Here is a 24,216-nt window from a genome sequence, read left to right on the forward strand (position 1 = left end):
TATCCCCTCATCCATGCCTGCCAGGCTGGTCACCCGGCCTCCAGCTCAGCCAGAGCGGCATACCCTTCACCAGTGGGATAGGCACCATCCCCCAACGCCACCTGTTGCATCCAGGTCTCATGGCGAAGCAGTGGCCCCAATACCGACAGATAGGGCACGCCCAACCCTTGGGCCACCCCGGCAAAGCCCGCATCCAACCCCTGCAAACGGGCACAGAGGGCAGAATCCGCCACCGGCGGCGGGCCAATCCGCAACACCGGCCCCAAGGTTTGCGCTTGGCTTAACATAAGCCTCGTGACCGCCAAACTCTCCTCATGGCCGACACGGAGCATCCCCTGCTGCTCTACCACATCATTAACCCCAAAGGCAAACACCAGCCCATATGGCGCATCATTGGCCCACCGCGTGACCGCTTCGGCATGCCAGCGCTGGGCGATCTCTACACTGGTCTGCTGACGCACGCCTAGATTAGAGAGGGTCAAATCCGCCCGACTGGCGGCGCACAAACGTCCCACCCAACCGGCATACGCTGGATCCCCTACCCCAGCGACAAAACGATCCCCCACAAACAGCACACGCATCATTGTGACCTGCTAACCATTGGTCACCGAGCAGCGTGACCAAAAAAAAAAGCCCTGACAAAGGCAGGGCTTCAGGAGAGGATGCGGATCATGGCAGTTTGGTCAAACGCTCGACCAAAACGAGTGCCACCACCGGACCAGCGGGCACCCGCAACCATGAACCCAACTGTGCAGGGTACGCTTGGCGACCATCTGCACAGTTGTTAACAGTCTCCCCCCTTTTTCTCTTGCTGACAATTGGAAATAAGGGTTAGCCATAGGAACCACCTATCCAACAACACCCTGCACCTAATACCACATATCTTACCCAGCCTAGTCACCTTGATACAACGATTTTACCCAGCTTCCCCCTCTCGCTCATTCCGGTCTGATGCTGAAATGCCACGAGAATTCTATTGCTCTCCCTGTCATTATATGGGTTAATACCTTAGGCACGTTGTTGCAGGCATAATTTATCCTTTTGAGCATGCTTAAAATAGGAGCCACCATGCTGCCCTCCTCGGACAACCGCCGTAAGCTGACCCGCTTACCGATGCATCTTCAAGGAGAGTTGCAGCTTACTCAAGCGCCGCCCGTTCGTGTCCGCGTTGAGAATATGAGCTTTTCTGGTGCTGGCGTCTATTGCGACCATGCCCCTGCAACATGGCCAAATAAGGCGCTACGCTTGCAGCTAACCCTCAACCCTGAGGATGAACAGTTTGATATTCATCTTCACGCAAGCCTCGTCTATGCCCACAAAGATGGCCGTTTAGGCTTGCATTTAACCGGTATTGAAGCCGACAGCTACACACATTTTGAAAAATTGATGCTGCACCATTGTGATCACGCCGATGACCTTTTACAGGAGCTCGCCCTGTGCCCCGGCCTGGAACCCGGCGAAAATGGACGCTTTGCACCCATAACAGAAGAGGATCGGTAATTTTGCCCGTCACCATTTTATCCTTAATTTAACCACAGATTGTTTTTTATAGCCTTTATTTTGGCATTACTTCACGTGGGCGACTCCGTATCTCCATAAGCGCTGCCATAGGTTTAACGATTAGGTATTGTTTAACATTTTGATAAAAAATGAACGACCATCAGCGCAGTTTTGGCTGCTGTTGTTCCTGCTGTCGTCTGTTATTGAGGGGGGGGATATGTCTCAACCAACCGGTCTTGTCCGTACAGGTATTGGTCCCATTGATCGCGACCATTTGCATCTATGGGATCTTTTTCAAACCTTGCTTGAAAAAGATCTGCGGGAGGATGAAGCGCTTGCGGTGTTAAAAGAGTTGCTGGCGTACACCCGCTACCATTTTGGACGCGAAGAGCGCCTCATGCAGGAAATTGGCTTAACCGGCGAACCCCGCCAGGCCCATATCCACGAGCATGCTATCTTTGTCAAACGGGTAGAGAATTTTTTAGAGCTTCTGCAAAACCGAGCAGCTCCCAAAACCACGGGATTGCAGGCGATGGTGGAGGAGATCCAAAAAATGCACCAGTTACCAACCCTACCGCAACTTGACCCTGCCAAACGGGTGGTGGCCTTTTTAGTGGATTGGATTCTCAACCATACCAGCGGCATGGATGTTGAGTTGGCAAACCATACCGAGGCCGCCAAGGGTCCCTTAGCAAACCAAGATTTCAGCTTTTTAGAGTCGGATCGTCCGGCTGCTTCGTGAGTGCGCATTATGGATCTTTTTGCAACGCTTAAATCCACTTGGCAGATGATCAGCGGGCAGAGTGCTTGGGTCACGCTCTCGGCGCCTGCACAGGCTCAACTTGGCGAAAGCCTAGCGGTGACCATTGAGGTCAAGCTCAAGGAGAATACCCTCCATGTGGACCGGTTGGATCTTATTCTGCGTGCGGTCGAACACAGCGCCGGAGAGCCCTGCCCCGCCCATGAAGAGGCCGCCGTGCGCCAAGCCCACCGTAACGGTCTAGAGGATAAAAGCGTCGTCACCTACGAACAGCGCCTCACGGTTGATGCCCAACTCATTTTACCACCCCGCGCTCAGCAGAGTTGGCCCGTTACCCTCACCCTGCCCAACGATGCCCAACCCAGCTATGCGGGCAAACAGGCCAGCCATCGCTGGTCGCTGCAAGCCGAACTGGTTACCCAAGGACGCAACCCCAAGAGCAAACCCCACCCCATCCACGTGCGCAACCCATCGGGGGGAGAGGCCGGATAGCCGATAGGCTGCGCGGCAGACCACCCTATCTGTGCTCAAGCTACCCCAGCCCTACAGCCTACCCCTTTACACGGCAGACACATCGCCTTCTAGCCGCACCTAACACATAGTAGATCATGCCCCTTCACCCACCGGCCATAGTACGCTCGCATACACCCCTATAGGAGGGGTGCCCGCACGACCGGCGACTACAGCTCTATTTATCGCGTTCAAACGGACTTTGGTCGTCGGATTGCGCGAACAAAGCCCTAGCCGATGGTGGATGACTTGCCCCCCAACACCGCCATAGCGGTTGCCAACACGCCACCGGGAATACACCACATCAGCAGATCAACCCCACTAACTTGGGCCATAAAGCTAAAGGCGATGGCGTACCATAGGGTGCTCATACCAATCAATATGGCCTTGCTACCGGAGGTGTCGGCTTTGCGTCCAGAGAGGGTAAAGATAATGTGGACATGCAAAATAACGGTGGTTGCAAACACCATAAGCACTTTCAGTTCCATACTCGGGTTCCTTCATTAAACAAGCATGTGACGCCTGAATTGGAGACGTTCTCCCTACAGGCAAGATGTCGGCCATGATCGCCGCTCTCTTTCACGCAAAAACGGCGTTCAAGTAAAAACTTGAACGCCGTGCCTTTAACCCCATGAAAAACGATGCATCATGGCGTAAAAAAGTCATTGCCTTTATCATCCACGATAATAAAGGCGGGGAAGTTCTCGACTTCAATGCGGTAGACCGCTTCCATACCCAGTTCGGGATAGTCGATAATCTCGACCTTGCGGATCGACTCTTTCGCCAACTGGGCAGCAACGCCACCAATAGAACCCAGGTAAAAGCCCCCATTGCTACGACAGGCCTCGGTCACCTGCGGGCTGCGGTTGCCCTTGGCGAGCATAACCAACGAGCCCCCCTCTTTTTGGAATCGGTCTACATAGCTATCCATGCGGCCAGCGGTGGTGGGGCCAAAGCTGCCAGATGCGTAGCCCTCGGGGGTTTTAGCAGGACCCGCATAATAAACAATATGATTTTTCAGGTACTCTGGCATACCCTCACCGGCATCCAGACGTTCATTGATTTTAGCATGGGCGATGTCCCGCGCCACCACAATGGGGCCGGTAAGCATAAAGCGGGTCTTGATCGGGTAGCGTGTTAACTCGGCGCGGATCTCAGCCATCGAGCGGTTAAGATCCAGATGCACCACCTCTTCGGTTAGCTCTGTACCGCTTATTTCGGGCAGAAAACGGGCGGGATCCCGATCCAGATCCTCAAGCCAAACGCCCTCTTTATCAATTTTGCCCAAGATCTGCCGATCCGCCGAACAGCTCACCCCAATCCCCACCGGACACGAAGCCCCATGCCGGGGCAGGCGGATAATCCGCACATCATGGGCAAAATATTTACCGCCAAATTGGGCGCCAATGCCTAGCTGTTGGGTAATTTTATGGACCTCCTGCTCCCACTCCAGATCACGAATCCCTTCACCCAAACCCGAGCCACGAGTGGGCAATCCATCCAGATAGCGGGTACTGGCCAACTTAACCGTTTTCAGGTTCATCTCCGGCGAGCTCCCCCCCACCACAATGGCCAAATGATAGGGCGGGCAGGCGGAGGTACCCAAACTTTTGACCTTTTCGGTAATAAAGCTGCGGAAACGTTCTGGGTTAAGCAGCGCCTTGGTCTCTTGATAGAGGAAGGTCTTATTGGCGCTACCCCCACCCTTGACCACAAACATAAACTTGTAGCTCTCGCCATCCACCGCCTCAATATCAATCTGGGCGGGCAGATTGGTACCGGTATTTTTTTCGTCAAACAGCGTGATCGGGGCCACCTGCGAATAACGTAAATTGGTGTCATGGTAGATACGGAACACCCCACGGGAGAGCGCTTCGCGATCACCGCCCCCGGTCCAAACCTGCTCCCCTTTTTTGGCAAGGATGGTGGCCGTTCCAGTATCTTGACAGCTTGGCAACACCATGCCCGCTGAGACACTGGCATTTTTTAGCATCTCGGTGGCCACATAGCGATCATTGTCTGACGCCTCAGGATCCTTTAAAATTTGGGCGAGCTGCTGCAAATGGCTGGTGCGAAAAAGGTGCGAAACGTCTCGGATGGCCTCTTGAGCCAACAAGGTCAACGCCTGGGGATCAACCCGTAGCAGATTACGCTCACCCACCTTTTCCAGCTGCACATAAGCTTTGCTCAGCAGGCGGTAAGTTGTGGTATCTTTACCGGGGTTGAGCACTTCTACGTGGCGAAATTCAGCCATCTTTGTCCTCCTAGGGAGCTAGGGGCTGAGTAACCACCCCATGGGATAAACAGATCTGTGCGGCAATTGATCCTACGGGAGCGGCCAGCTAGAATCAATCCTTATGTGTCCCCATTAAGCATGAAAAGGGGCTTGCTGGGGCACCCCTTTTACCGCATCTATGGCCGGTGGAGGGGGGGTCTAAAACGGGGCAACCCCCAGCTATGCACTAACAAAAGGAGCCTCTTATGCCCCCTGGGATGGAATGGCCCACCCTGCTGCATATTGCCCTATGGGTGCTGTTTGCACTGGTGCACTCTGGCATGAGCTCGGCCAGCTTTAAACACCATTGGTGCGCACGGCTGGGCCACTGGCACGCCTACGAACGGCTGATTTTTAATGGTGTGGCGCTGGTTACCAGTGCGGGCCTGCTGCTGCATGCACGCCTCGCCCTAAGTCACAACGTGCTGTTTCAGCCCGAGGCTTGGTTAAGCAGCCTGCTGCTGGTAGGACAACTGATGGGCATCGTTCTGCTGCTGCTGGCGCTACGCGCTTATGACCTCACCCGCTTTACTGGCCTTAAACAGATTGCCCACCCTCAACAACCCCTCGCACCAGAGCCCCTGCGCATCGGGCCGCTGCACCGCTGGGTGCGCCACCCCATCTATACTGCCGCACTGCTCTTGCTGTGGTGTCAACCTCTGAGCTACAGCAATTTGGTGCTCCATGGCTGCGCCACCCTCTATCTATGTATTGGGGCCAGCTTTGAAGAGCGCCGCCTGCGTGATCTTTATGGTGAGCCCTATCGACGCTTTCAGCAATCGGTGCCCATGCTGCTGCCCAGACCGTGGCGTCGACTCTCCACCCAACAACTGGAGCAAATTATCGCCGCTTAACCCCAAAACACAGCCTGTCGCCTTGTCCGCGACCACGCGCCGCCAACCACCCTGCTACCATAGGAGACGAGGGGCCTTCCTAGATTTTATACTTGGCAACCTGGGTTTTGATCACCCCCGCGATCTCTTTCATCCCGGTGGATTTGCTATGTAACTGGTGGCCTACCACACTCACCTGTGCCGAGGCTTGCTTTATTTCACCCACCCGTGCGGCAAGCCCTTCTACTTCATCCACCGAGGCACCCATCTGCCGGTTGGTTTTTTGATTACTGCCGGAGACATGGTTCACATCATTGGCCATTTGATCAATCCCCACCGAGGCTTGCGAGACATTGCGCGTAACCTCCTCAATGCCCAGCGAGATCTCTCCCACATTGCGGTTGACCTCTTCAATCCCCTGAGCAGATTCCGATACCCGACGCACCACCTCTTTAGACTCATCCGACACATCGTGCATGGTGGTAACCAGTTGATTCAGGCTTTGCCCCTGATCCTCAATGGCTGTCAGAATTTCATGGTTGGCATCGTTCAAAGAGCCAATGGCGTCGGTGACAAGGCGCATAACCTTACCCACAGTTTGGCTTTCTTGCTGGATCTCTTCAATATGTTTTGAGATCATTTTCGTGGCATCAGAGGTTTGACTGGCCAGTTCTTTAACCTCATTCGCCACCACGGCAAAACCTTTGCCCGCCTCGCCCGCCCCAGCAGCCTCAATGGCGGCGTTTAGGGCTAACATATTGGTCTGTCCCGCAATACTGTTAATGACCGAAACCACCTTGCCGATCTCTTGCGCGGCGGCGGTTAGATCTGCCACCACCACCGTACTACGCTGGGCTTCATCCCGTGCTTGATGCGCCTCTTGGGCGGCCACTTCGCACAGCTTACGCACCCCGTGCAAGGCCGTTTCCATTTGACTCACCGATCCACCCGCTTGCTGTAAACGATCACCGCTGCGTACCGCCGCCTGCCGCACCAAACCCATGCCCGTGGTGGCCTGTTCCGATGCCGCCGCAACCGCCGTCAGATTGGCACTGGCTTGCTCGGTTGCCGCAGAGACCTGCACCATGTTACTGCTGGCCTCATTGGCCGCATAAGTGACCCGATCCAACTGGGTCGAGACCTGTTTAGCCTGCTGACAGATCACATTGAGCTCTTTATGAATGCGCCCATAGCTGTCATCCATCTGGTTGGTTTGGCTGGACATTTGATCAGCACTGGCGGCCAAGCCAACCGCCACATGTTCTAGATCAAAGGCATTCTTCTCCAGCAGCTTGGCACTCTCCCCCAGTTGGGTAAACATCTCCCGCAGACCACCGACCATACGTTCAAAAGCGTCGGCCAAACGGCCCAGCTCGTTGCGACAGCTCGGCAGATGAATGCGCAAGTCACCCTCAGCAATGGCGTTCGCCATGCCAATTAACATATCCAGGGGTGCAATAATGCTCTTCGCCAACAGCCACGAGAGCAGCAACAGGCCGGCGCTGACCAGCGCCATGGTCACAAAAAAGGTGGTCATGGCCGCCGAAAAAAAGGCGTCCACATCATCTAAGTAGATACCACTGCCGATAATCCAGCCCCACGGTTCGAAGGCTTTAACATAGGAAGTTTTATCCACCGGTTGCGCAAAGCCGGGCTTGGGCCATTGGTAGGAGACAAACCCTGGTTCTATGGCGGCCTGCTCCACAAACGCCTTGAACAACAATTTACCGTTAGGGTCTTTGGCCTCCGACAGATTTTTACCATTAAGTGCGGGCTTGATGGGGTGTACCACCATGACCGCATCTTTATCGTTAACCCACAGATAGTTATCACCGGCAAAACGGATGGCGTTCACCGCGTCTATCGCCATTTTTTGAGCAGCAGCTTGATCAATCTCCCCCCGTTCGGCGCGCGCATGCAGCGCCGCAATTTGGCTGTGAAGGCTCTCCACTTGGCCCTGCACAACCGCTTCGCGATCATCAAGCAACATTTGTTTTTGCGAAACAATGGCAAATAGCCCCATGGCCGTCATTGCCAACAGTGCATTCGCAATCAAAAACCAGAGCCTGGCACGGATAGAAAACTGACGCAGAAAGGTTTGTATCATGAAGAGTCTCAGCAGATAATCCAACCATTAAGCCGAATAAACGGCCACAACGTAAGAGGCGTAGCAGAAGAAGCCCGCACCCCTTGGTGCTGGCATACGGTCAACCAGCATGACCGTTTTGTTCACAAAATCTGCTTATCTCGCAGCGCAAATATTTTACGCAAATTGCCCATTTTTGCAACGTCCAATATCTCGATATATGTCGATTGATGCATACATACGCCCCTTAGCCTTTCACACAGAGTGGGATATTTTTCCTTTGATTTTCGCTAGATCGACAGTTTTTAGGCTTTTTAGGATCGTTTCATAACCCCCTGTTTCATGAAACCCGACTGTGTATGCCTGCATCGTGATTATTCTACTTTATGCGACAAGTAGCCCACAGCCTTAGGCAAAAAAAGGGGGACCTTATCTTGCCAAAAGTGACACCCTGCCCCCTTTTTCATTTTTTCAGCTGCATGTGCAAAAACCACTTCCCATTACAGAGGGAAAGGCTATAATGGAACTCATTAGAGTACTTTTTCAGTACCATATTTACCGATGGATGCTCGCCATGCTCACCCCATCCACGATCCCATTGCCTGGTGTAACCAGCGAGAGCCATACCCATCCGCAATCTGCCGCTGGTAAACGCGCAGAGCTTAAGGTGATTCCGGCCTCTCATTATTTTAGACTTGAGACCCTATTCGCTTTCAATACCATGAAAAAGCGCTTAATCCACGCCAAAACCCAGCAGTTTGCCTTGGTCATTGATTTTAACGGGATGGAGAAGATAGATAGCACCGGATTGGGCATGATGTTACAATTGGCCTTGGAACAACCCTTACCAATCTTGCTTATCAACGTCAATCACTACATCGAACAGCTCTTGCAAATGACAGGCATGACCCGGTTTTTTTTGATGGAAAACGACAGAAGCGACATCGCCCCCCCTGACTAAAACCAGCGCTGACCTAAACTGTCTGGGGAAGGGATACGGCAGGTAGGCTTCGTAGCATAAGCTTGATGTTGAGTTGGCGTTCCACCGCATCAACTAAGGTGCGTTTGGAGACGGGCTTGGTCAAATGCTCGTTGCAACCCGCCTGACGGCTCTTTTTAACATCGCTCTCTAAAGCGTGGGCGGTAAGGGCCAAGATAGGGGTGGGCTGCATGCCGTGACTGCGCTCCCAGTTGCGTATCAGCCGGGTAGCGGTATAACCATCCATACGGGGCATCTGTACGTCCATAAAGACCAGATCGCACCCCCCCTCTTGAAACATTTCAACCCCCTCCTGCCCATCCACAGCAAAACGGAGTTCGCAGTGATATTTTTTAAAATAGGTACGCACCAACATACGGTTATCGACCGAATCCTCCACCACCAATAGACGTATCGGTACACTTTCCGCAGGGCTTTCCTGGTAAATTGGTGCCCGCAAAGGCGCTTCAAACAAAGTCTCGCCGGGGCGCAAGGGCAGGCTAAAATAGAAAAGGCTGCCCTCCCCTAAGCGGCTCTCCACGCCAATATGCCCACCCATCAACCCCACCAGTTGCTTAGAGATCGCCAACCCCAGGCCAGAACCAGCAAAGCGCCGCACCACGGAGGAGTCAACTTGGGTAAATTTTTCAAAAATCTGCTCAACCTGGGTCGGCGCAATACCCACCCCACTATCGGCAATACCAAACCAAAGGGTACGCTGTTGGTCCCGGGCCTGTACCGATACCTTAACAAAGCCCTGCTCGGTAAACTTAATGGCATTACCAATAAGGTTGATTAAAATTTGCCGTAACCGGGGTGAATCACCCACCACAAAGGGTGGCAAGGTCTCATCCATTTCCAACGCTAAAGACAGCCCCTTCTGTTCCGCTTGCACCCGCAAGACCGAACAGACCCCATGCGCCATATCCGACAGATCAAAGGGCCGCTCGATCAACTCAAACCGACCTGACTCAATTTTAGAAAGATCCAAAATGGCGTTAATCAAATCCAACAGGGTATGGCTGGCCCGTTGCAAGGTCGTCACATAGTGCTGCTGTTCTGGATTTAATGGGGTCTCTGCCAAAACATCACTTAAACCGATGACGGCATTCATAGGGGTGCGGATCTCGTGACTCATAGAGGCCAAAAAGTCACTCTTGGCCTGACTGGCCTCCTCTGCCGCCTGCCTAGCCTCTTCCAACACCTGTTGAGCCTGCATCTGCTCCGTAATATCCAAAAACAGCCCCGATAGATGGGTCGCTTTACCGTGGGGATCACGATGGATCCAACCCTGAGTACGGATCACCCGCTGCGCTTCATCACCCTGACGTAAGATGGTATAGGAGATGTCCAGCGTCTCAACGTTAGGGGTAGCTAATACCTCGGCAAACAGCGTGTCAATGCGGTGGCGATCAACCGCCACCACCCGCTGTAACCAATCTTGCAGGTGCCCGTTGAAGGTGGCATCATTTAGCCCAAACATCTCCAAGGCGCGCCTATTCCACTGCATATGGTCATGGACAACCGCATAGTAAAAGGTCCCTGCTTGGGCCGAGTCCAACGCCCGCTGCAAGCGCCAGTTGGTCTCTTTCAACTCCGCCGCCAGACGCTTGCGCTCAGAGATCTCTGTACCCATATTTAAATAGCCTACCAACAGACCGCTGCTATTATAAATGGGCGTTACCGTCATCAATACCGGCACCTGATGTCCATCTTGATGTAAAATCATCCACTCCCGTTCGTCTACCTTACCCTCACGGGCCAACACAAACAGGCTCTCAATGCCCGGATCAACCCGCTTATCCAACGTCGCGCTAAGCTGTAGGGAATGCTGTCGTAACTCATTGGAATTATAAAACATATCCAGGGTATACTGACCCACCACAGCGACGGCTTTATAACCCAACATGCGTTCAGCCCCTTTATTAAAGGTCTGCACAATGCCGGTGCGATCGGTGGAGATGATGCTGCTATTGGCCGAATCCAAAATGGCGGTTTGTAGGGTTAACACTTGACGCAAGCGGTGTTCCGTTTTGTGGCGCTCTTCCAGTTCCCACTCCAACTGAGCGGTTCGCTCATGCACCTTCTCTTCAAGGGAGGTGCGTGCACTGCTCACTTGCAGGGCCATGACATCAAACTGATCGGTTAGCTCCTGTAGCTCACGCACCATCACCCGCCGCCGCACCTCATTCAGCAGATCCCGCACTTCACCGTTGGCCAAATGGGTGGTACGCTCCTTGAGACGCTGCAAAGGGCGCACAAACAGGACGCGGCCCATCCAAAACACGCCGCTACCCGCCAGCAGCAGTGCCGCCAAACCGATCATTTTAATGCGCGCGAGCAGCCGATCCCGGTGGCTATAGATCTCCCCCAAATGCGCGGTGTAACGTAGGGTTATCCCCAGTGTGGGCATATAAAGCTGCGCTTGACGCCCATTAAGATGACCATCCACACCAAAGATGCGCTCTCCATCCTTAAACAGCTCAATATCGTCTTCCTCACCCTGACCATAATGGCGTTTGAGCTGGGGCATCTCCAATGAAGGAATCTCCATGGCCAGCACCCCTTCTGGCACCGCATTCCAGGAGATTGGTACCGCCATCCACAAACTGCTCTGATCCTTATCCTGCGCCTGAAACCGCCAGATATGTTTGTTATGCCCCCGCAACAATATTTGCACCAAATTTTCCGACAAGGGTGGCCGCCTAGGTTGCTTGGCGGTATCGTGCAACAAGTGTCCGTCAAAGCCGTAGAGTGTCAGGCGCCGTTGTGCCCCCATAATGCGGTATCGCTCAAGAAAATCCACCGCATTAGCCTTGCCGCTCTCCTGCTGCATAACCCCCTGCACCAAGAGTGGATTGCTCGCCAAATCGTGAAGCATCGCATCGTGTAGCGACACATAATCGGTCAGTTGTTGGGCAAAACCAGTCAGACGGGCATCCATCGTGCGTTCAACGTGATGGTCAAATACCTCATTAAAACCACTCAACATCAAACCACCAAAAAAGAGCGACAGCAGCAGCATGCCCGCTAAGGTAAAGAGACCAAAAATATGGTTGATGGAAAGAAGACTTTTCATGGTTGCCTGAGCATCTTCCAGAGGGAGGTAAAGGGACAACACCCATAATAAATTTACGAGAATAAAACGGCCCGGATCAAACCTTCATTCTACATAAAAAAAGGGCTTCCACCAAAAGCTTTCATGCTCCCAGCCAGCAAACCATGTTGGGCCCTTTCCCAACCCTATAAAAAAAACGCACGCTTAAGCTAAGTAGCCCAGCGTGCGTTTTGCACAAATACCGCAAATGCCCCAAGACCAAACCCTTAATGTCCGGCTTGGATGCGCTTTTTCTGATTGTTAAACTGATGGTAATTTTCCATAAATGCCGTTAACAGATACATCTCAGCATGCCCTAACTGCGGCTTTTCACCCTCACCGGCCATAAGCTGCTCCACCTGGGCCAGCGCCGCTTGCAACGTACCCTCACCGGCACTGTGCTGCTGCATAAAGGCTCCACAGGCTTCGGTAGCATAGTTGCCATCTTGCGCCGAAGCTTGACACTTTGCGGCAGCTTTAGAGAGTTGCTCAATCAGTGGAAATGCGGCCACCATGGCGCGGATTTCACCATGATTGATCGCCGCTTTACGGCTATCCACCGTTTTTTCAGGCGCGGCCTGTGGCGCGGCCATCTGCCCCATGTGGCCATGCGCCATAGGCTTCGCCGCAATGGGGCTTTGGCCCGCCATCTCTGCCATGACCGTGGCCGAAGCCATGCTAAACAGCACCCCAATCACCCAAGCCACCCGTACCTTATTCATACATAACCCCCCTTCATGCTATTTATTTAAGGGTCTCCTAGACGTAATGCCCATATCCCCACAAAATACACCCTATAGGCGCGGCGCAAGCACCACCTTGACTCAGATCAAGCCTGAGCCAGGGTGATCAATAAAAAACCGGCAAACATAACCGCCGCGCCGAGCATCCGCTCACGCCCTCCCTGTTCTTTGAGCAACCACACCCCCAACACCACGGCCATAAGGGCACTGGTGCGTTTAACCGCGATGACATAAGGCACCATCGTCAGCTCAAGGGCTAAAAATTGACAGAGCGCCGCCGCGCTAAACAGTCCCCCTTGTATCCATAAGGTCGCCGTATGGGGGCGCCAATCGGCACCCGACTCACGGGGGCCAAAATGGTGCGCCGCCAGCGTGGTACCCAGCGCGATAAAGGCAAACAGACTAAGCAGCCAAACCAGCGGGCTGCTGTTTTGAATGCCCACTTTATCCAGATTGGAGCTCACCGACCAGACGAAGGCAATAATCAGCATCAAACGGGGGCCGCGTTCACGATAAAGCGCCTTAAAAGGGGCCCAAAAACCGATATGGCGCTGCTGCACATTGAGCAACCATGCCCCCAACACAATGAATACAATCCCCATCACCCCGGTCAACGAGGGAAACTCCCCCACAATGATGGGGCTGGTGATCAGCAAAAAGACCGGCGTGGTGGTAAGCATCGGGGTGGTCAGGGAAAGATCCGAGTGGTGCAACGCCTGCACATAGAGCAACAACGCCACCACATTGATGGTACCACTGCCCAGCAGTGCCCACCAAAAGTTAGGGCCGATCTCCGGCACGCTGATAAAGGGCAACAGGGGGAGTAACACCACAAAGGCAGCAAGATGCTGCATGCGCGCAACCGTCCAGGGGTTCAGTTGGGCGACACTGCGTTTGTTAAGCAGATCCTTTAGTGCGGTAAACAGCGCCACTGCTAAGGCAAGGGGCAGCCAACCGATCATCTCCATGACACCCTCCTTACATTTTAAGCACGCAGCGGCAATCATAACGGGCCACCGGCCCCATGCACAGCATAAAGCGCTACCCATGACGCGCTGGGTTTGTTACGGTAACCCGATAAGCAGCTTTATGCTGCATAGGATCGTTTTATCTATTGGACCCTTTTTGCGCCATCTTTGTGAGGTACAGCCATGACCAGACAGGTAGATGTTATTATAATCGGTGCCGGTACGGCGGGGCTCTACGCCATGAGCGTGGTCAAGCAGCAGACCAGCCATTTTGTGGTGGTCGACCAAGGACCCCTTGGCACCACCTGTGCTCGGGTAGGCTGCATGCCCTCAAAGGCGCTCATTCAGACCGCCGATGACTACCACAACGCCCAACGCATGGTGCGGGAAGGTCTGCTCTCCGAGACGCCCACTATGCAGCCCCAAGCTGGTCCAGCCTTTGCCCTTAAAATCAGTCACATGCTCTCATCTAAAATCAGCGAGCGCGTAAGCGGTGGGTTGGGCGAAAAACTGATTCAAGGCCGTGCCCGCTTTGTGGCGAAAGATACCATTGAGGTCAATGGCCAGACCCTGCAAGCCAAAGCGATCATTCTTGCCACGGGCTCCGAGCCGGTTATCCCTGCCCCATGGCGGGCATTTGGGGCGCGCATCCTTGACAGTGAAGGGGTCTTTCAACTGCAAGAGATGCCCAAAAGCCTCGCTGTTTTGGGGTTGGGTGCCATTGGGCTAGAGTTGGGCCAAGCCCTCTCAACCTTGGGTGTGGCGGTCACAGGGGTGGAGATGGCGCAGCATGTCGCCAACCTGCAAGATCCTGAAATCCGAGCCATGGCGCTGGAACAGTTTGGTAAGCAATTCCCCCTTCATCTCGGTCATGCGGCAAGCCTCTCTGAAGGGGAGAATGGGCAGATCCGGGTACAAGCCGGCCCGTTGGATATTCAGGTTGAAAAAGTGTTGGTCAGCCTAGGCCGCCGCCCCCGCGTGGCCGATATGGGATTGGCGGAGGTGGGCATTGCCTTGGACGCTCGCGGCGTGCCACTGTTTGACCCAACCACCACCAAGGTCGAAGGGGCCCCCATCTTTATTGCCGGAGATTGCACCAACGACCGGGTGATCTTTCATGAAGCGGCCGAAGAGGGCAAAATGGCGGGCTTTAATGGGTTGCGGGAACATCCCCAGCGCTTTCAACGCAAAACCCCGCTGGGCATTATCTTTACCGATCCCAACATCGCCACCTTTGGCATGGGTTACGAGGCCGCCTTGGCTGCCGGTGCGCAGATGGCCAGTGCCACCATTCACACCGAAAGCCGCGCCAAAGTGATGGGGGTTGAGGCCGCCATGGTACGCCTGTATGCCGACCCAGCCACCGGTCGCCTGCTCGGGGGGGCCCTCATCTCACCACGGGGTGAGCATATGGCCCACACCTTGGTGTGGGCGGTACAAGGGGGACTGACGGTACACCAAATGGCCAGCATGCCCTACTACCACCCCAATCTGGAAGAGGCCCTGTTTGCCGTGAGCAGTGCCCTAAGCAAACAGTGCAAGGGGGGCTATGAAGGGGTTCCAGCCGGGTTGATTCCGGCCTGATTTGGGCTTTTACCACCTCTTAATAAATCCCATCCAGCGGGGCAGTGTCAAAGCGCTGCCCCGCTTTTTTTGCGTGGCGCTGTTTTGCCCCCCTTTTATATTTTGCACGCTGTTAAAGGGGTTATTGCGTTTTTCAATACTTTAGCGATTTGTTTGGTTAAGTGTTTTTTTACGCTGCCGATAACCCTATCTCAGCCCTCTCTCGTTGCGTCACAACAAAGTGGGCGATTTTGATTGCTTTTCAATATAAGTATAACCTAATATTGAAAATTGGTTGGATAGGCAGTTTTTTTTGGATCGCTGTTGGGAACCTTTTTGCTGTGTCGGCTGCATGGCAGGCGGTTTTTCGAACGGTCTTGCGTGAAAAGCTGGCGGTTTCGGAACTTTTGGGTATACTGTGATCACTCTGATGGGTGGTATTTTTGCAACCACAGCATGGCAAGCGGTGCGCTGCAAAAAATGGTTTTCAGGGCCAAGGCCCAGCTACCCACGACGATTCCTTTCCAAACCCCAAACATAAGGTATTGAACATGGCTGATTTGTTTTCTGAAGAGTGGATGCAGCGCTTCGCTGAAGAGTGGAACAAAGAGCCCGAGTTGGCTGGCGCACTGGAAAAGATTGGTTTTACCTCGAGTATTGCGTACGGGTTTGACGGTGAAGAGAAGCCCCGTGGTATCCTTGTTGTAGAAAATGGCAAAGCCGTAACGGGCGCTGCCTTTGCAGGGCAAGAGATGAACTGGGACCTGCGCGCTTCCCAAGACAACTGGTCCAAATGGATTCAAAAAGGGCTGGGCACCATGGGCCTAGGCATGGCCTACACCACCCGCAAATTAAAATTTAATGTGGGTGACTACGGCGCCATGATAAAGGACCCCCGCATGGCGGCACCCTTTATCAAAAGCTTCACGGTAATGGGACGGGTTTAATCCCTTTTTACCCATACCTGTGTGTGTGCAGGGCACCCTCGTTGGCGAGCGCGGGTGCCCTTCATCGCTAAGGAGGGGTAAGGCAAATCTTTTTCCCGCACAGACCGGCTAGAGTCTGCCCGCGAAAAAGCTTTACCCTACCCCCTGGATCCAAGCGATCCGCAACAGAATAAGAACAGGGGCCGTCATCCTCTAGGCTGGTTCTGTTTCAACTAAAAAGTCTGACATTGATGACTATGTTCTGACAAAAAGTAACATAATCACTTTTTCGAACTTTTTAGCGCATTTTACAGTAAAGTTTATCGTCGGCATGCCCGATGAATAGACTTAATGGCAGTACTATAACGATAATAAAAAAATCCGGGAGCGCGAGTTAGGTATACGCAGGAGGCGTATACTTTGACCTATTGTTAAGGATGAGGCTCATGTCGATGAAAAAGCATCTGCCCATGACCCTTCCGGCCGCGCTTTTCGGGTGCTGGATGCTTGTCCCGCCCCTACTGTCTGCTGCACCGATGCATGCAAGCCAGTATAAGACAGAGCAGGTCGGTATGGCACAAAGTGGAGCTCACACCATGCTTGGTGGCACGGTTGTCCCGCTCAAGGAGGTATCCTTCTCAGCGCAGATGCCTGGCCGTGTGGAGTTTATCGCGGGCGTGGAGGGAGCAACGTTTGAAGAGGGGGTCGTACTCGTCGCACTGGACGAAGATGATCTGCTGGCCAAGCGGCGCGCAGCTTACGCTCAATATATGAAGGCCCAGGCGGCTTTCCGCAACTCCCGCGTGCAGTATACCCGAGAGGTCTACTCTGGGTCGCACATGGAGTCGGAAAATACCGGCATGGCCATACCTAAGATGTTTGACCGGTACATGACCCGTCCCTTTTCGGACATGGTTGGCGCGGACAACTCCGAGGTAACGCGGCGCGCCCAGATTTGGGATTCTGGCACCCGCATTGACCAAGCCCGGGCGCAGATGATGCAAACCCAGGCCGCTCTGCAAGAGTTGGATGCCAAACTGCGGGATACCCGTACCATTGCCCCCTTTCACGGTACCATCGTGCAAAAACATGTGGAGGTTGGGGATACGGTACAGCCTGGCATGCCACTGCTCCAGTTTGCCAACATTCACCACCTGCAAATCAAGGTGGAGGTACCGGCCCGTTTGATGCCCGGCATCAAAAAGGGGATGAGCATCCCGGCGCGTCTGGATGTGGGGGGAACCCTTATTGAGACACGTGTTGCCCAGGTCTTCCCCATGGCTGACCCTCAGCGCCACACGGTGACGGTTAAGTTGGATCTGCCCAGCAATGTTCCTGGCGGTCCGGGTATGTATGCTGAGGTGATGATTCCCGATGTAACCAGCCCTGGTGACCAAGTACCGGCGATTCCTGCCAGTGCGATTATCTGGCGCGGCAGTCTGCCTTCGGTCTACGTGGTCAGTAATGGCAAAATGGAGCTACGCATGATCCGCCGGGGTGGCGATACCCTGGAGGGCGGCAAGGTCAAGGTGCTCTCTGGTTTGCAAGTGGGTGAGACCATTGTGATCAACCCCCCCAATGGGCTGGCGGGTAGCTGGGATGCCGGTTCAGGCGAACAAAAAGCGCCCTAACCCATCGGTATTAACGGCATACGGGGCAACCCGTATGCCGTTTTCCCGTTTGGTGTTGTGCGGCGTGTGTCAGGCAACGTTATCTTGACCAAAGCATCTAAGTATCGACCTAAAAATAGGTTCTGATTTACAGTCACTATCTTTACGTGGATACTTAAGCGAAGTCGCTTCTCCTGGTGTTCATGCGGGATTTTTCCCACACGGGGGTAATGCTAGGGTATGTACCACAATCAATGGATAGCAGGGTTTGATGGCAGCCGCCCATTGATCTAAACGAACTCTTGGACGGGCAGTTTATGACCACACACGGCCCGTTTGGCGTTGTACAGTAGCACCAAAAAAACACGAAAATGCTTGAGCCCGGAGAAGATGTCTTGGACACCACATCCGGTAAAAACATCCGCCTGCATGTCAATAACGGCATGGGGCATGTGCTGGGATTGGCTCTTTACCAGGTCGACAGGCAGGCCGGTCTTGCGTCTCAAAAAGCCAACCACGGTTAAGGTGAAAAACTTAACTTAAATTTGCTTTTTCAGGACGTTGGCAGCGACACTATGGGATCAAAAATGATGCAATCCGATCAAATGGGACACGATAAGGATACTGGCTCACAGACGCCCGACCATGCCTTGGGCATTGCGGGTAGCATGGCCAAATCCTTTATTCACTCGCCCCTCTCCCCACTGTTTCTAATCGCCTGTTTGGCTATGGGCGTGATGGGACTGATCCTCACCCCCCGCCAGGAGGACCCGCAAATTTCGGTCCCCATGGTGGATATTTTTGTGCAGTACGCGGGGGCCTCCTCTGAGCAGGTGGAGACCTTGGTATCCGATCCGCTGGAGCGGATCATGAGCGAACTGCATGGGGTTAAACATGTCTACTCGGCCACCATGCGCGGTCAAGCCATGGTCACGGTGGAGTTTGACGTGGGGCAAAACATGGAGGAGTCCCTGGTCAAGCTGTATGACCGGTTGCAATCCAACATGGATAAAATGCCCCCTGGTGTGCCCCGCCCGCTGGTCAAGCCTCGTGCCGTGGACGATGTTCCCATCGTTGCCCTGACCCTGTGGTCCACCAGTGTGGATGATGCCTATTTGCGCATTCTCTCGATGGATGTGTTACAGCAGCTCAATGAGGTTGGCAATACCAGCCAAGGTGGCGTCATTGGTGGGCGTAGTGAGCAGATCCGGGTAGAGGTCTATCCTGAGCGGCTGACCGGCCACCATATTAGCCTCGATCAGATTGCCCAGACCATCAGTTCGGCCAACAGTGAAAAAGAGGTGGGCTCTTCAGAAACAGGTGACACCGGCTATCGGGTGTATACCGGCTCCTTTTTAAAGAGTGCTGAGGATATTAAGCGGCTGGTGGTGGGTACTCATCAAAATGTGCCTGTCTATATTAGCGATGTGGCGCGTGTCTTTAGTGGCCCCGCCGAGACCAACCAACTGGTCAACTATTACACCGGCGCTGCGAAACCCGAAGGGGTTCCTGAAGCGGATGGTGCCTCGGCAGTGACCATCTATGTTGCCAAGAAAAAGGGCTCCAACGGCGTTTCGGTCGCCAATGGCATTTTAGCGAAGGTCGAAGAGCTGAAAACCACCCTTATTCCAGCTAATGTGCACGTTGCCGTAACCCGTAACTATGGTGAAACCGCCAACGAAAAGGTTAATGAGCTGCTGTTTAAGCTGTTTATTGCCACCATGGCGGTGACGGTATTGATCTGGTTTTTCCTGGGTCTGCGGCCTGCCATTGTGACGTTGATCGTCATTCCGGTGGTGATCTTGATGACGGTGTTTGCCGCTTGGCTGATGGGGTATACCATTGACCGGGTATCGTTGTTTGCCTTGATTTTCTCCATTGGTATTTTGGTGGATGACGCCATCGTGGTGGTGGAGAACATCTACCGGCGCTGGTTGTTGGATGGCAAAACCGACTCTGACATCTCGGTGGATGCGGTGCGTGAGGTGGGTAACCCCACCATTTTGGCGACCTTCACGGTGATCGCGGCGCTGGTGCCCATGGGTGCGGTACGGGGTATGATGGGGCCTTATATGGAACCGATTCCTGCACTGGGTTCGGTCGCCATGCTCTTTTCATTATTTGCTGCCTTTGTCTTTACCCCATGGCTAGCGCAGCGTTTAAAACCCTCCATGACCAATTTGGAGCATCACGCCAAGAAGGAGCATCGCCAAGCGGAGATGATGGAGCGCTTCTATTATTGGCTGATTCCCCAGTTTCTTAAGAGTCGGGCTAAGGGCTATGGCTTTTTGGCGGGTTTGGTTGTTGTCTTCTTTATCTGCTGCGCCATGTTTTATACCACCCATGTTACGGTTAAAATTCTGCCCTTGGACAACAAGCCAGAGTTTAACGTGGTGGTGAATATGCCAGAGGGGACAGCCCTGTTTAAAACGGCCAACCTTACCCAGCAATTAGCCAAACAGATTCGGGAAAATTTACCTGAAGTTATGGCCCTGCAAACTTATGTTGGCACCGCCTCGCCCTATAACTTTAACGGTTTAGTCCGTCATTACTATCTGCGTCAGGACTCCTGGCAGGCGGATATTCAGGTGCAGTTGGTCCACAAGTCTAAGCGCAAAAATACCTCCCATGACTTGGCGGTACAGGTGCGCGAACTGCTTACCCCTATTGCCCATGCTGCTGGGGGTAAGATTCAGGTGGTCGAAATGCCTCCTGGGCCGCCGGTATTACAGTCGGTGGTAGCGGAAGTAACGGGCCCCACGGCGGAGATTCGCCGTCAAGTGGCACGAGATCTGGAGCAGATGTTTGAGCGCTCCGACAGCATTGTGGATGTGGATACCTTAATTCAGGACAACAATGAGGTGTGGCGCTTTGAGGTGGATACCGAAAAGGCGGTACGTCGTGGTATCTCTGTGGACAGCATTAACCGCAATTTGGCCATGGCCATGGGTGGGCATAAGCTAGGGGATATTAAGCGCGGTTCTATTTTGGAGCCCACCTATATTGTCTTACAGGTACCTTTAGAGGTGCGGGCGCAGATTGCCAACCTTTCCGATTTGCCCATTCAATCCAGCGCGGGGCATACCATTCCCTTGGGTGAGTTGGGTCGTTTTATCAAGGCCAATCAAGATCCGGTGATCTACCATAAAGATCTACGCCCTGTGGAGTTTGTAACTGGGGAAGTGACCGGGCGTTTGGATGCCCCCATCTATGGTATGTTTGATATTGAAGATATGCTTAAGGGCTATACCGCACCGGATGGCGTGAAGATCGCAGGCACCTATTTAGGCCCCCCCGACACCTATTCCGTCAGCGGTTTTGAGTGGACGGGTGAGTGGACGGTAACCTATGAGACCTTCCGTGATATGGGGATTGCCTTTGGCGTGGCGCTGCTGTTCATCTACGCGCTGGTGGTGGGGATGTTCAAAAACTTCACCCTGCCTGCCATCATTATGGCCCCCATTCCCCTTACTTTGATGGGGATTATACCGGGTCACTGGCTTTTGGACGCCAAATTTACCGCCACCTCCATGATCGGTTTTATCGCTCTGGCAGGTATTATTGTGCGGAACTCCATCCTGCTGGTGGACTTTGCCCAGGAGGAGATTCTCAAGGGCACCTCGGTGCAGGATGCGGTGATTCTTTCGTGTAAAGCGCGGACCCGTCCCATTGTTATTACCGCGCTGGCCCTGGTCGCTGGCTCTAGCGTCATCTTGAGCGACTATATCTTCCAGGGTATGGCGATCTCTTTGCTGGCGGGCGCTTTGGTCTCCACGGTCCTTACTTTGGTGGTGATTCCGTTGGGTTGTGTCACGGCGGCCAGTTCGTTCAAACAGCCGGACACCGGTTTGGTGATGACCCATTTTGAGCCCTCGCCACTGCCCCATCAGCCTCTGAGCCCCCCCCCTGCCCAGAGTGGGCAGGCCGACGAGGCCCCTGAGCATGTAGCCCCAGTAACCGCCGCAAAGCCGGAACCTGCGCCTGCGCCACTGGAACCTGCGCCTGAACCACTGGAACCTGCGCCACAGCCAGAAGCAGCACCAGCCGCACGTATTGAAACACAAGCCGCTGTTGAGGTTGAGCAACCCCAGGTTACAGAGGCGGTTACGCCGCCCTCCCCGGACAAGGAGGCGTCCCCTGCTGCGGAGACCACCCCGCGCAAGACGATCAAAGCCAAACGTGCGGTGAGTAAACCTGCGGAGGATACCCCCAAGCCAGCCGCTAAGAAACGTGCAACGGTGATTCGTAAAACGGTGAGTAAGGCGACCGCCACGGCGTCTGCTGAGCCAACGCTCTCCGAGGCCGCGCCAGTAAGCGATGCGCCCAAGCAGGCCGTTGCTGAAAATCCGGTGGGCACTGCGCCTCCTGTGGAGCGTGTTATGATTCCTGAACCGGTCATACCGGATGAGGTAGAGACCGACAGCGAAACCACCCGTGGTGGCGGTCGTGGCAAACGCCGCGGCATCCGCCTGAAAACCTAAGCAGGAGCCGCCCATGTTGGCCATCGTCAAGGGTTCACCCATGCGCGCAAGCCGGTTGTTACGCCCTACTCTGCTGGGCTTGGGGATAACCCTTGCCCTGAGCGGCGTGGTCATGGAGGCAAAAGCCATGGATTGGGGTGATTTTAGTGACAATCCATGGGGTTATAGTTGGGGGGGGATGCCTGGTGGGTTTGGCGGCATGCCCGGCGGGTTTAACATGAAAAAAATGCCCATGGATGGCATGTGGGGGGAGTTCAACCCGGCGGAGGTCTTTGATAAAGATCGTGACCGTCGTGATGAAAAAGAGGGTTGGCAGAAGCGCTTTAGCCCGGACCGTTGGTTTGGTTCTGACCGGGATAGAGAGGAGCGGGGTAGCACGCGGGAGCGTCGCTATGATCCCTATTATGATCGTTATTCTCGGGCCTATGATGGGGACCCCTCAATGCCCCGCCGCGATGGCTATGGAACAGACGGTTATGATGATCGTTATCGGGAACCCCCTGCCCGCTGGGATGAACGCAACCGCTACGATCACCCACAGGAGAGCGGCGGGTATCAACCCAGCCCAGAGCCACCCCGTTATGGGGTCTACCCCAACCGTGCTCCGGCTGAGCCAAGGGGGGGACGTTATGAGGGGGGCTATCGTGATCAACCTTATGGGGGTTCCTCTCATGGGGGGGACTATGGCAGCGGCTACAGCCAACCTTATGACACCTACCGTGGCGCACCGGGGGGCTATGGTTCGAGCAGCTCTTCTAGCCATAACAACCGCTATGACAACTATGGCGGTTTTTCCAACGATGCCAACCGTGGTTATGATGGACGCGATTTCAATGGATCACGTCCTCACTACGGCGACTCTGGTGGTTATGTGCCCAGTCCCACCCCAGAGCTCCCTGGTGTGTGGCCAGACGGCAGCGGTCGTGCAAACCGCAATGGCGGGTCGTGGAACGGCCCACCTTCCGGCTCCCCCTACACCGGTGAGCGCTAGGGTTGCACCTTTTTGCTAGGTAGCCTATGTAACGGATATAGTGTTGTGCGTTTGGCGAACCTTAGGGGGGGAAACAGCGCATGCGGCGGCAGATCCACAAGGCATAGATACGCATCGCGGGTCAGCCACAAGGAGGATCGTCATGAGGACCGTTTTCAGCCATTTTCGCCTCACTTTTATCGCGGCAGGTGTTCTCTTTACCCAACCCCTGTGGGCACAGAATAGTAACTGGAACCAAGTCCCCCGCGAGGCTTATGATACCCCAGCTCCCAATGGTTATGGCAATACCTACCGCCCATCTTGGCCGCAAAGCAGTTGGGGACAACCGTACGAGACGGCACCCTATGACAATGGCGGTTATGGACGCGGTTATTATGAGCATCGTACCCTACCACGCTACCAAAACCGCCGCCCCTGGGGTGAAGTCCCTTTTACCGACCATGCCCCCTCTGCGGAACGTGACGAGCGTTATGGTTATGGCCGAGAGGGTTATGGGGAACGTTCAGGTTATGGCCGAGAGGGTTATGGGGAGCGTTCAGGTTATGGCCGAGAGGGTTATGGGGAACGTTCAGGTTATGGCCGAGAGGGTTATGGGGAGCGTTCAGGTTATGGCCGAGAGGGTTATGGGGAACGTTCAGGTTATGGTCGTGACAGCTATGCACCCCGCTATCGGGATGGCTACCGGATAGGGGACCGTCACACCCGCCGCTATGGGGATTATCCCGCAGATTCGGGTTGGGGAGAGCGTAGCAGCAACCCTTGGTCCCGTGAATTTAATGCGTTTGGTGGCCGCGAGGCACCCTTTTCCCCTTGGAGTTTAGATCCGTTTAGTAGCTTTGACCGTTTTTATGATCCCTGGGCCACACCCAATGTTGAAGGCCGCTTTCGATAGAT

General features: G+C 54.2%; 19 protein-coding genes. 12 read left to right on the forward strand and 7 right to left on the reverse strand.

All coding sequences use genetic code 11. The annotated features are described in order from the left end of the window. Nucleotides 1–29: 29 nt before the first annotated feature. A complete protein-coding gene (locus tag MMC1_RS16555) occupies nucleotides 30–584 on the reverse strand; it encodes a GDSL-type esterase/lipase family protein (RefSeq protein ID WP_011714785.1) in 555 nt (184 codons plus the stop codon). Nucleotides 585–1,068: 484 nt separating this feature from the next. On the opposite strand from MMC1_RS16555, the gene MMC1_RS16560 reads away from it, so the two are divergent. From MMC1_RS16560 to MMC1_RS16570, 3 genes are all read left to right on the forward strand, one after another. After that, nucleotides 1,069–1,500, forward strand: a complete 432-nt coding sequence (locus tag MMC1_RS16560) for a PilZ domain-containing protein (RefSeq protein WP_011714786.1) — start codon at nucleotides 1,069–1,071, stop codon at nucleotides 1,498–1,500. A 217-nt stretch (nucleotides 1,501–1,717) separates the two neighbouring features. After that, on the forward strand, nucleotides 1,718–2,242 hold the full coding sequence (locus MMC1_RS16565) for a bacteriohemerythrin (protein WP_011714787.1): 525 nt from the start codon (nucleotides 1,718–1,720) through the stop codon (nucleotides 2,240–2,242). Between the two features lie 9 nt (nucleotides 2,243–2,251). Then, nucleotides 2,252–2,752: a hypothetical protein gene (locus MMC1_RS16570; RefSeq protein WP_011714788.1), complete on the forward strand. Its 501-nt coding sequence runs from the start codon at nucleotides 2,252–2,254 to the stop codon at nucleotides 2,750–2,752. Nucleotides 2,753–3,000: 248 nt separating this feature from the next. On the opposite strand, the gene MMC1_RS16575 is transcribed toward MMC1_RS16570, so the two are convergent. Then, nucleotides 3,001–3,258: a hypothetical protein gene (locus tag MMC1_RS16575; protein WP_011714789.1), complete on the reverse strand. Its 258-nt coding sequence runs from the start codon at nucleotides 3,256–3,258 to the stop codon at nucleotides 3,001–3,003. A 158-nt stretch (nucleotides 3,259–3,416) separates the two neighbouring features. Further along, nucleotides 3,417–5,024 (reverse strand): fumarate hydratase, encoded by a 1,608-nt coding sequence (locus MMC1_RS16580; protein WP_011714790.1) that lies wholly within the window; start codon nucleotides 5,022–5,024, stop codon nucleotides 3,417–3,419. 227 nt (nucleotides 5,025–5,251) lie between these two features. On the opposite strand from MMC1_RS16580, the gene MMC1_RS20550 reads away from it, so the two are divergent. Beyond that, nucleotides 5,252–5,899, forward strand: coding sequence for a methyltransferase family protein (locus MMC1_RS20550; RefSeq protein WP_011714791.1), 648 nt, complete (start codon nucleotides 5,252–5,254; stop codon nucleotides 5,897–5,899). A 79-nt stretch (nucleotides 5,900–5,978) separates the two neighbouring features. On the opposite strand, the gene MMC1_RS16590 is transcribed toward MMC1_RS20550, so the two are convergent. Then, nucleotides 5,979–7,985 (reverse strand): methyl-accepting chemotaxis protein, encoded by a 2,007-nt coding sequence (locus MMC1_RS16590; RefSeq protein ID WP_011714792.1) that lies wholly within the window; start codon nucleotides 7,983–7,985, stop codon nucleotides 5,979–5,981. Nucleotides 7,986–8,484: 499 nt separating this feature from the next. Between MMC1_RS16590 and MMC1_RS16595 the strand changes: the two genes are divergently transcribed. Continuing rightward, nucleotides 8,485–8,925 (forward strand): STAS domain-containing protein, encoded by a 441-nt coding sequence (locus MMC1_RS16595; RefSeq protein ID WP_011714793.1) that lies wholly within the window; start codon nucleotides 8,485–8,487, stop codon nucleotides 8,923–8,925. A 13-nt stretch (nucleotides 8,926–8,938) separates the two neighbouring features. On the opposite strand, the gene MMC1_RS20555 is transcribed toward MMC1_RS16595, so the two are convergent. The 3 genes from MMC1_RS20555 to MMC1_RS16610 all read right to left on the reverse strand — a co-directional run bounded on the left by MMC1_RS20555 (nucleotide 8,939) and on the right by MMC1_RS16610 (nucleotide 13,751). Further along, a complete protein-coding gene (locus tag MMC1_RS20555; RefSeq protein WP_011714794.1) occupies nucleotides 8,939–12,022 on the reverse strand; it encodes an ATP-binding protein in 3,084 nt (1,027 codons plus the stop codon). Nucleotides 12,023–12,267: 245 nt separating this feature from the next. Next, nucleotides 12,268–12,762, reverse strand: a complete 495-nt coding sequence (locus tag MMC1_RS16605; RefSeq protein ID WP_011714795.1) for a hypothetical protein — start codon at nucleotides 12,760–12,762, stop codon at nucleotides 12,268–12,270. 107 nt (nucleotides 12,763–12,869) lie between these two features. Continuing rightward, entirely contained in the window at nucleotides 12,870–13,751 is an 882-nt protein-coding gene (locus tag MMC1_RS16610) for an EamA family transporter (RefSeq protein ID WP_011714796.1), read from the reverse strand. Between the two features lie 183 nt (nucleotides 13,752–13,934). Between MMC1_RS16610 and MMC1_RS16615 the strand changes: the two genes are divergently transcribed. From MMC1_RS16615 to MMC1_RS16640, 7 genes are all read left to right on the forward strand, one after another. Continuing rightward, nucleotides 13,935–15,335 (forward strand): dihydrolipoyl dehydrogenase, encoded by a 1,401-nt coding sequence (locus tag MMC1_RS16615; RefSeq protein WP_011714797.1) that lies wholly within the window; start codon nucleotides 13,935–13,937, stop codon nucleotides 15,333–15,335. A gap of 530 nt (nucleotides 15,336–15,865) precedes the next feature. Continuing rightward, nucleotides 15,866–16,261 (forward strand): hypothetical protein, encoded by a 396-nt coding sequence (locus MMC1_RS16620; protein ID WP_011714799.1) that lies wholly within the window; start codon nucleotides 15,866–15,868, stop codon nucleotides 16,259–16,261. Between the two features lie 551 nt (nucleotides 16,262–16,812). Then, entirely contained in the window at nucleotides 16,813–17,871 is a 1,059-nt protein-coding gene (locus MMC1_RS16625; RefSeq protein WP_227665275.1) for an efflux RND transporter periplasmic adaptor subunit, read from the forward strand. Between the two features lie 374 nt (nucleotides 17,872–18,245). Continuing rightward, a complete protein-coding gene (locus tag MMC1_RS22425) occupies nucleotides 18,246–18,374 on the forward strand; it encodes a hypothetical protein (RefSeq protein WP_265101282.1) in 129 nt (42 codons plus the stop codon). A gap of 66 nt (nucleotides 18,375–18,440) precedes the next feature. Then, nucleotides 18,441–22,331: an efflux RND transporter permease subunit gene (locus MMC1_RS16630; RefSeq protein ID WP_049757856.1), complete on the forward strand. Its 3,891-nt coding sequence runs from the start codon at nucleotides 18,441–18,443 to the stop codon at nucleotides 22,329–22,331. Between the two features lie 13 nt (nucleotides 22,332–22,344). Next, nucleotides 22,345–23,322 carry a hypothetical protein gene (locus MMC1_RS16635; RefSeq protein WP_011714802.1) on the forward strand — a complete coding sequence of 326 codons (978 nt, stop codon included), beginning with the start codon at nucleotides 22,345–22,347 and terminating at the stop codon, nucleotides 23,320–23,322. Nucleotides 23,323–23,464: 142 nt separating this feature from the next. Continuing rightward, nucleotides 23,465–24,214, forward strand: a complete 750-nt coding sequence (locus MMC1_RS16640) for a hypothetical protein (protein ID WP_011714803.1) — start codon at nucleotides 23,465–23,467, stop codon at nucleotides 24,212–24,214. The last annotated feature ends 2 nt before the right edge of the window (nucleotides 24,215–24,216 follow it).

The organism is Magnetococcus marinus MC-1 (assembly GCF_000014865.1).
GTDB classification, from domain to species: Bacteria; Pseudomonadota; Magnetococcia; order Magnetococcales; family Magnetococcaceae; genus Magnetococcus; species Magnetococcus marinus.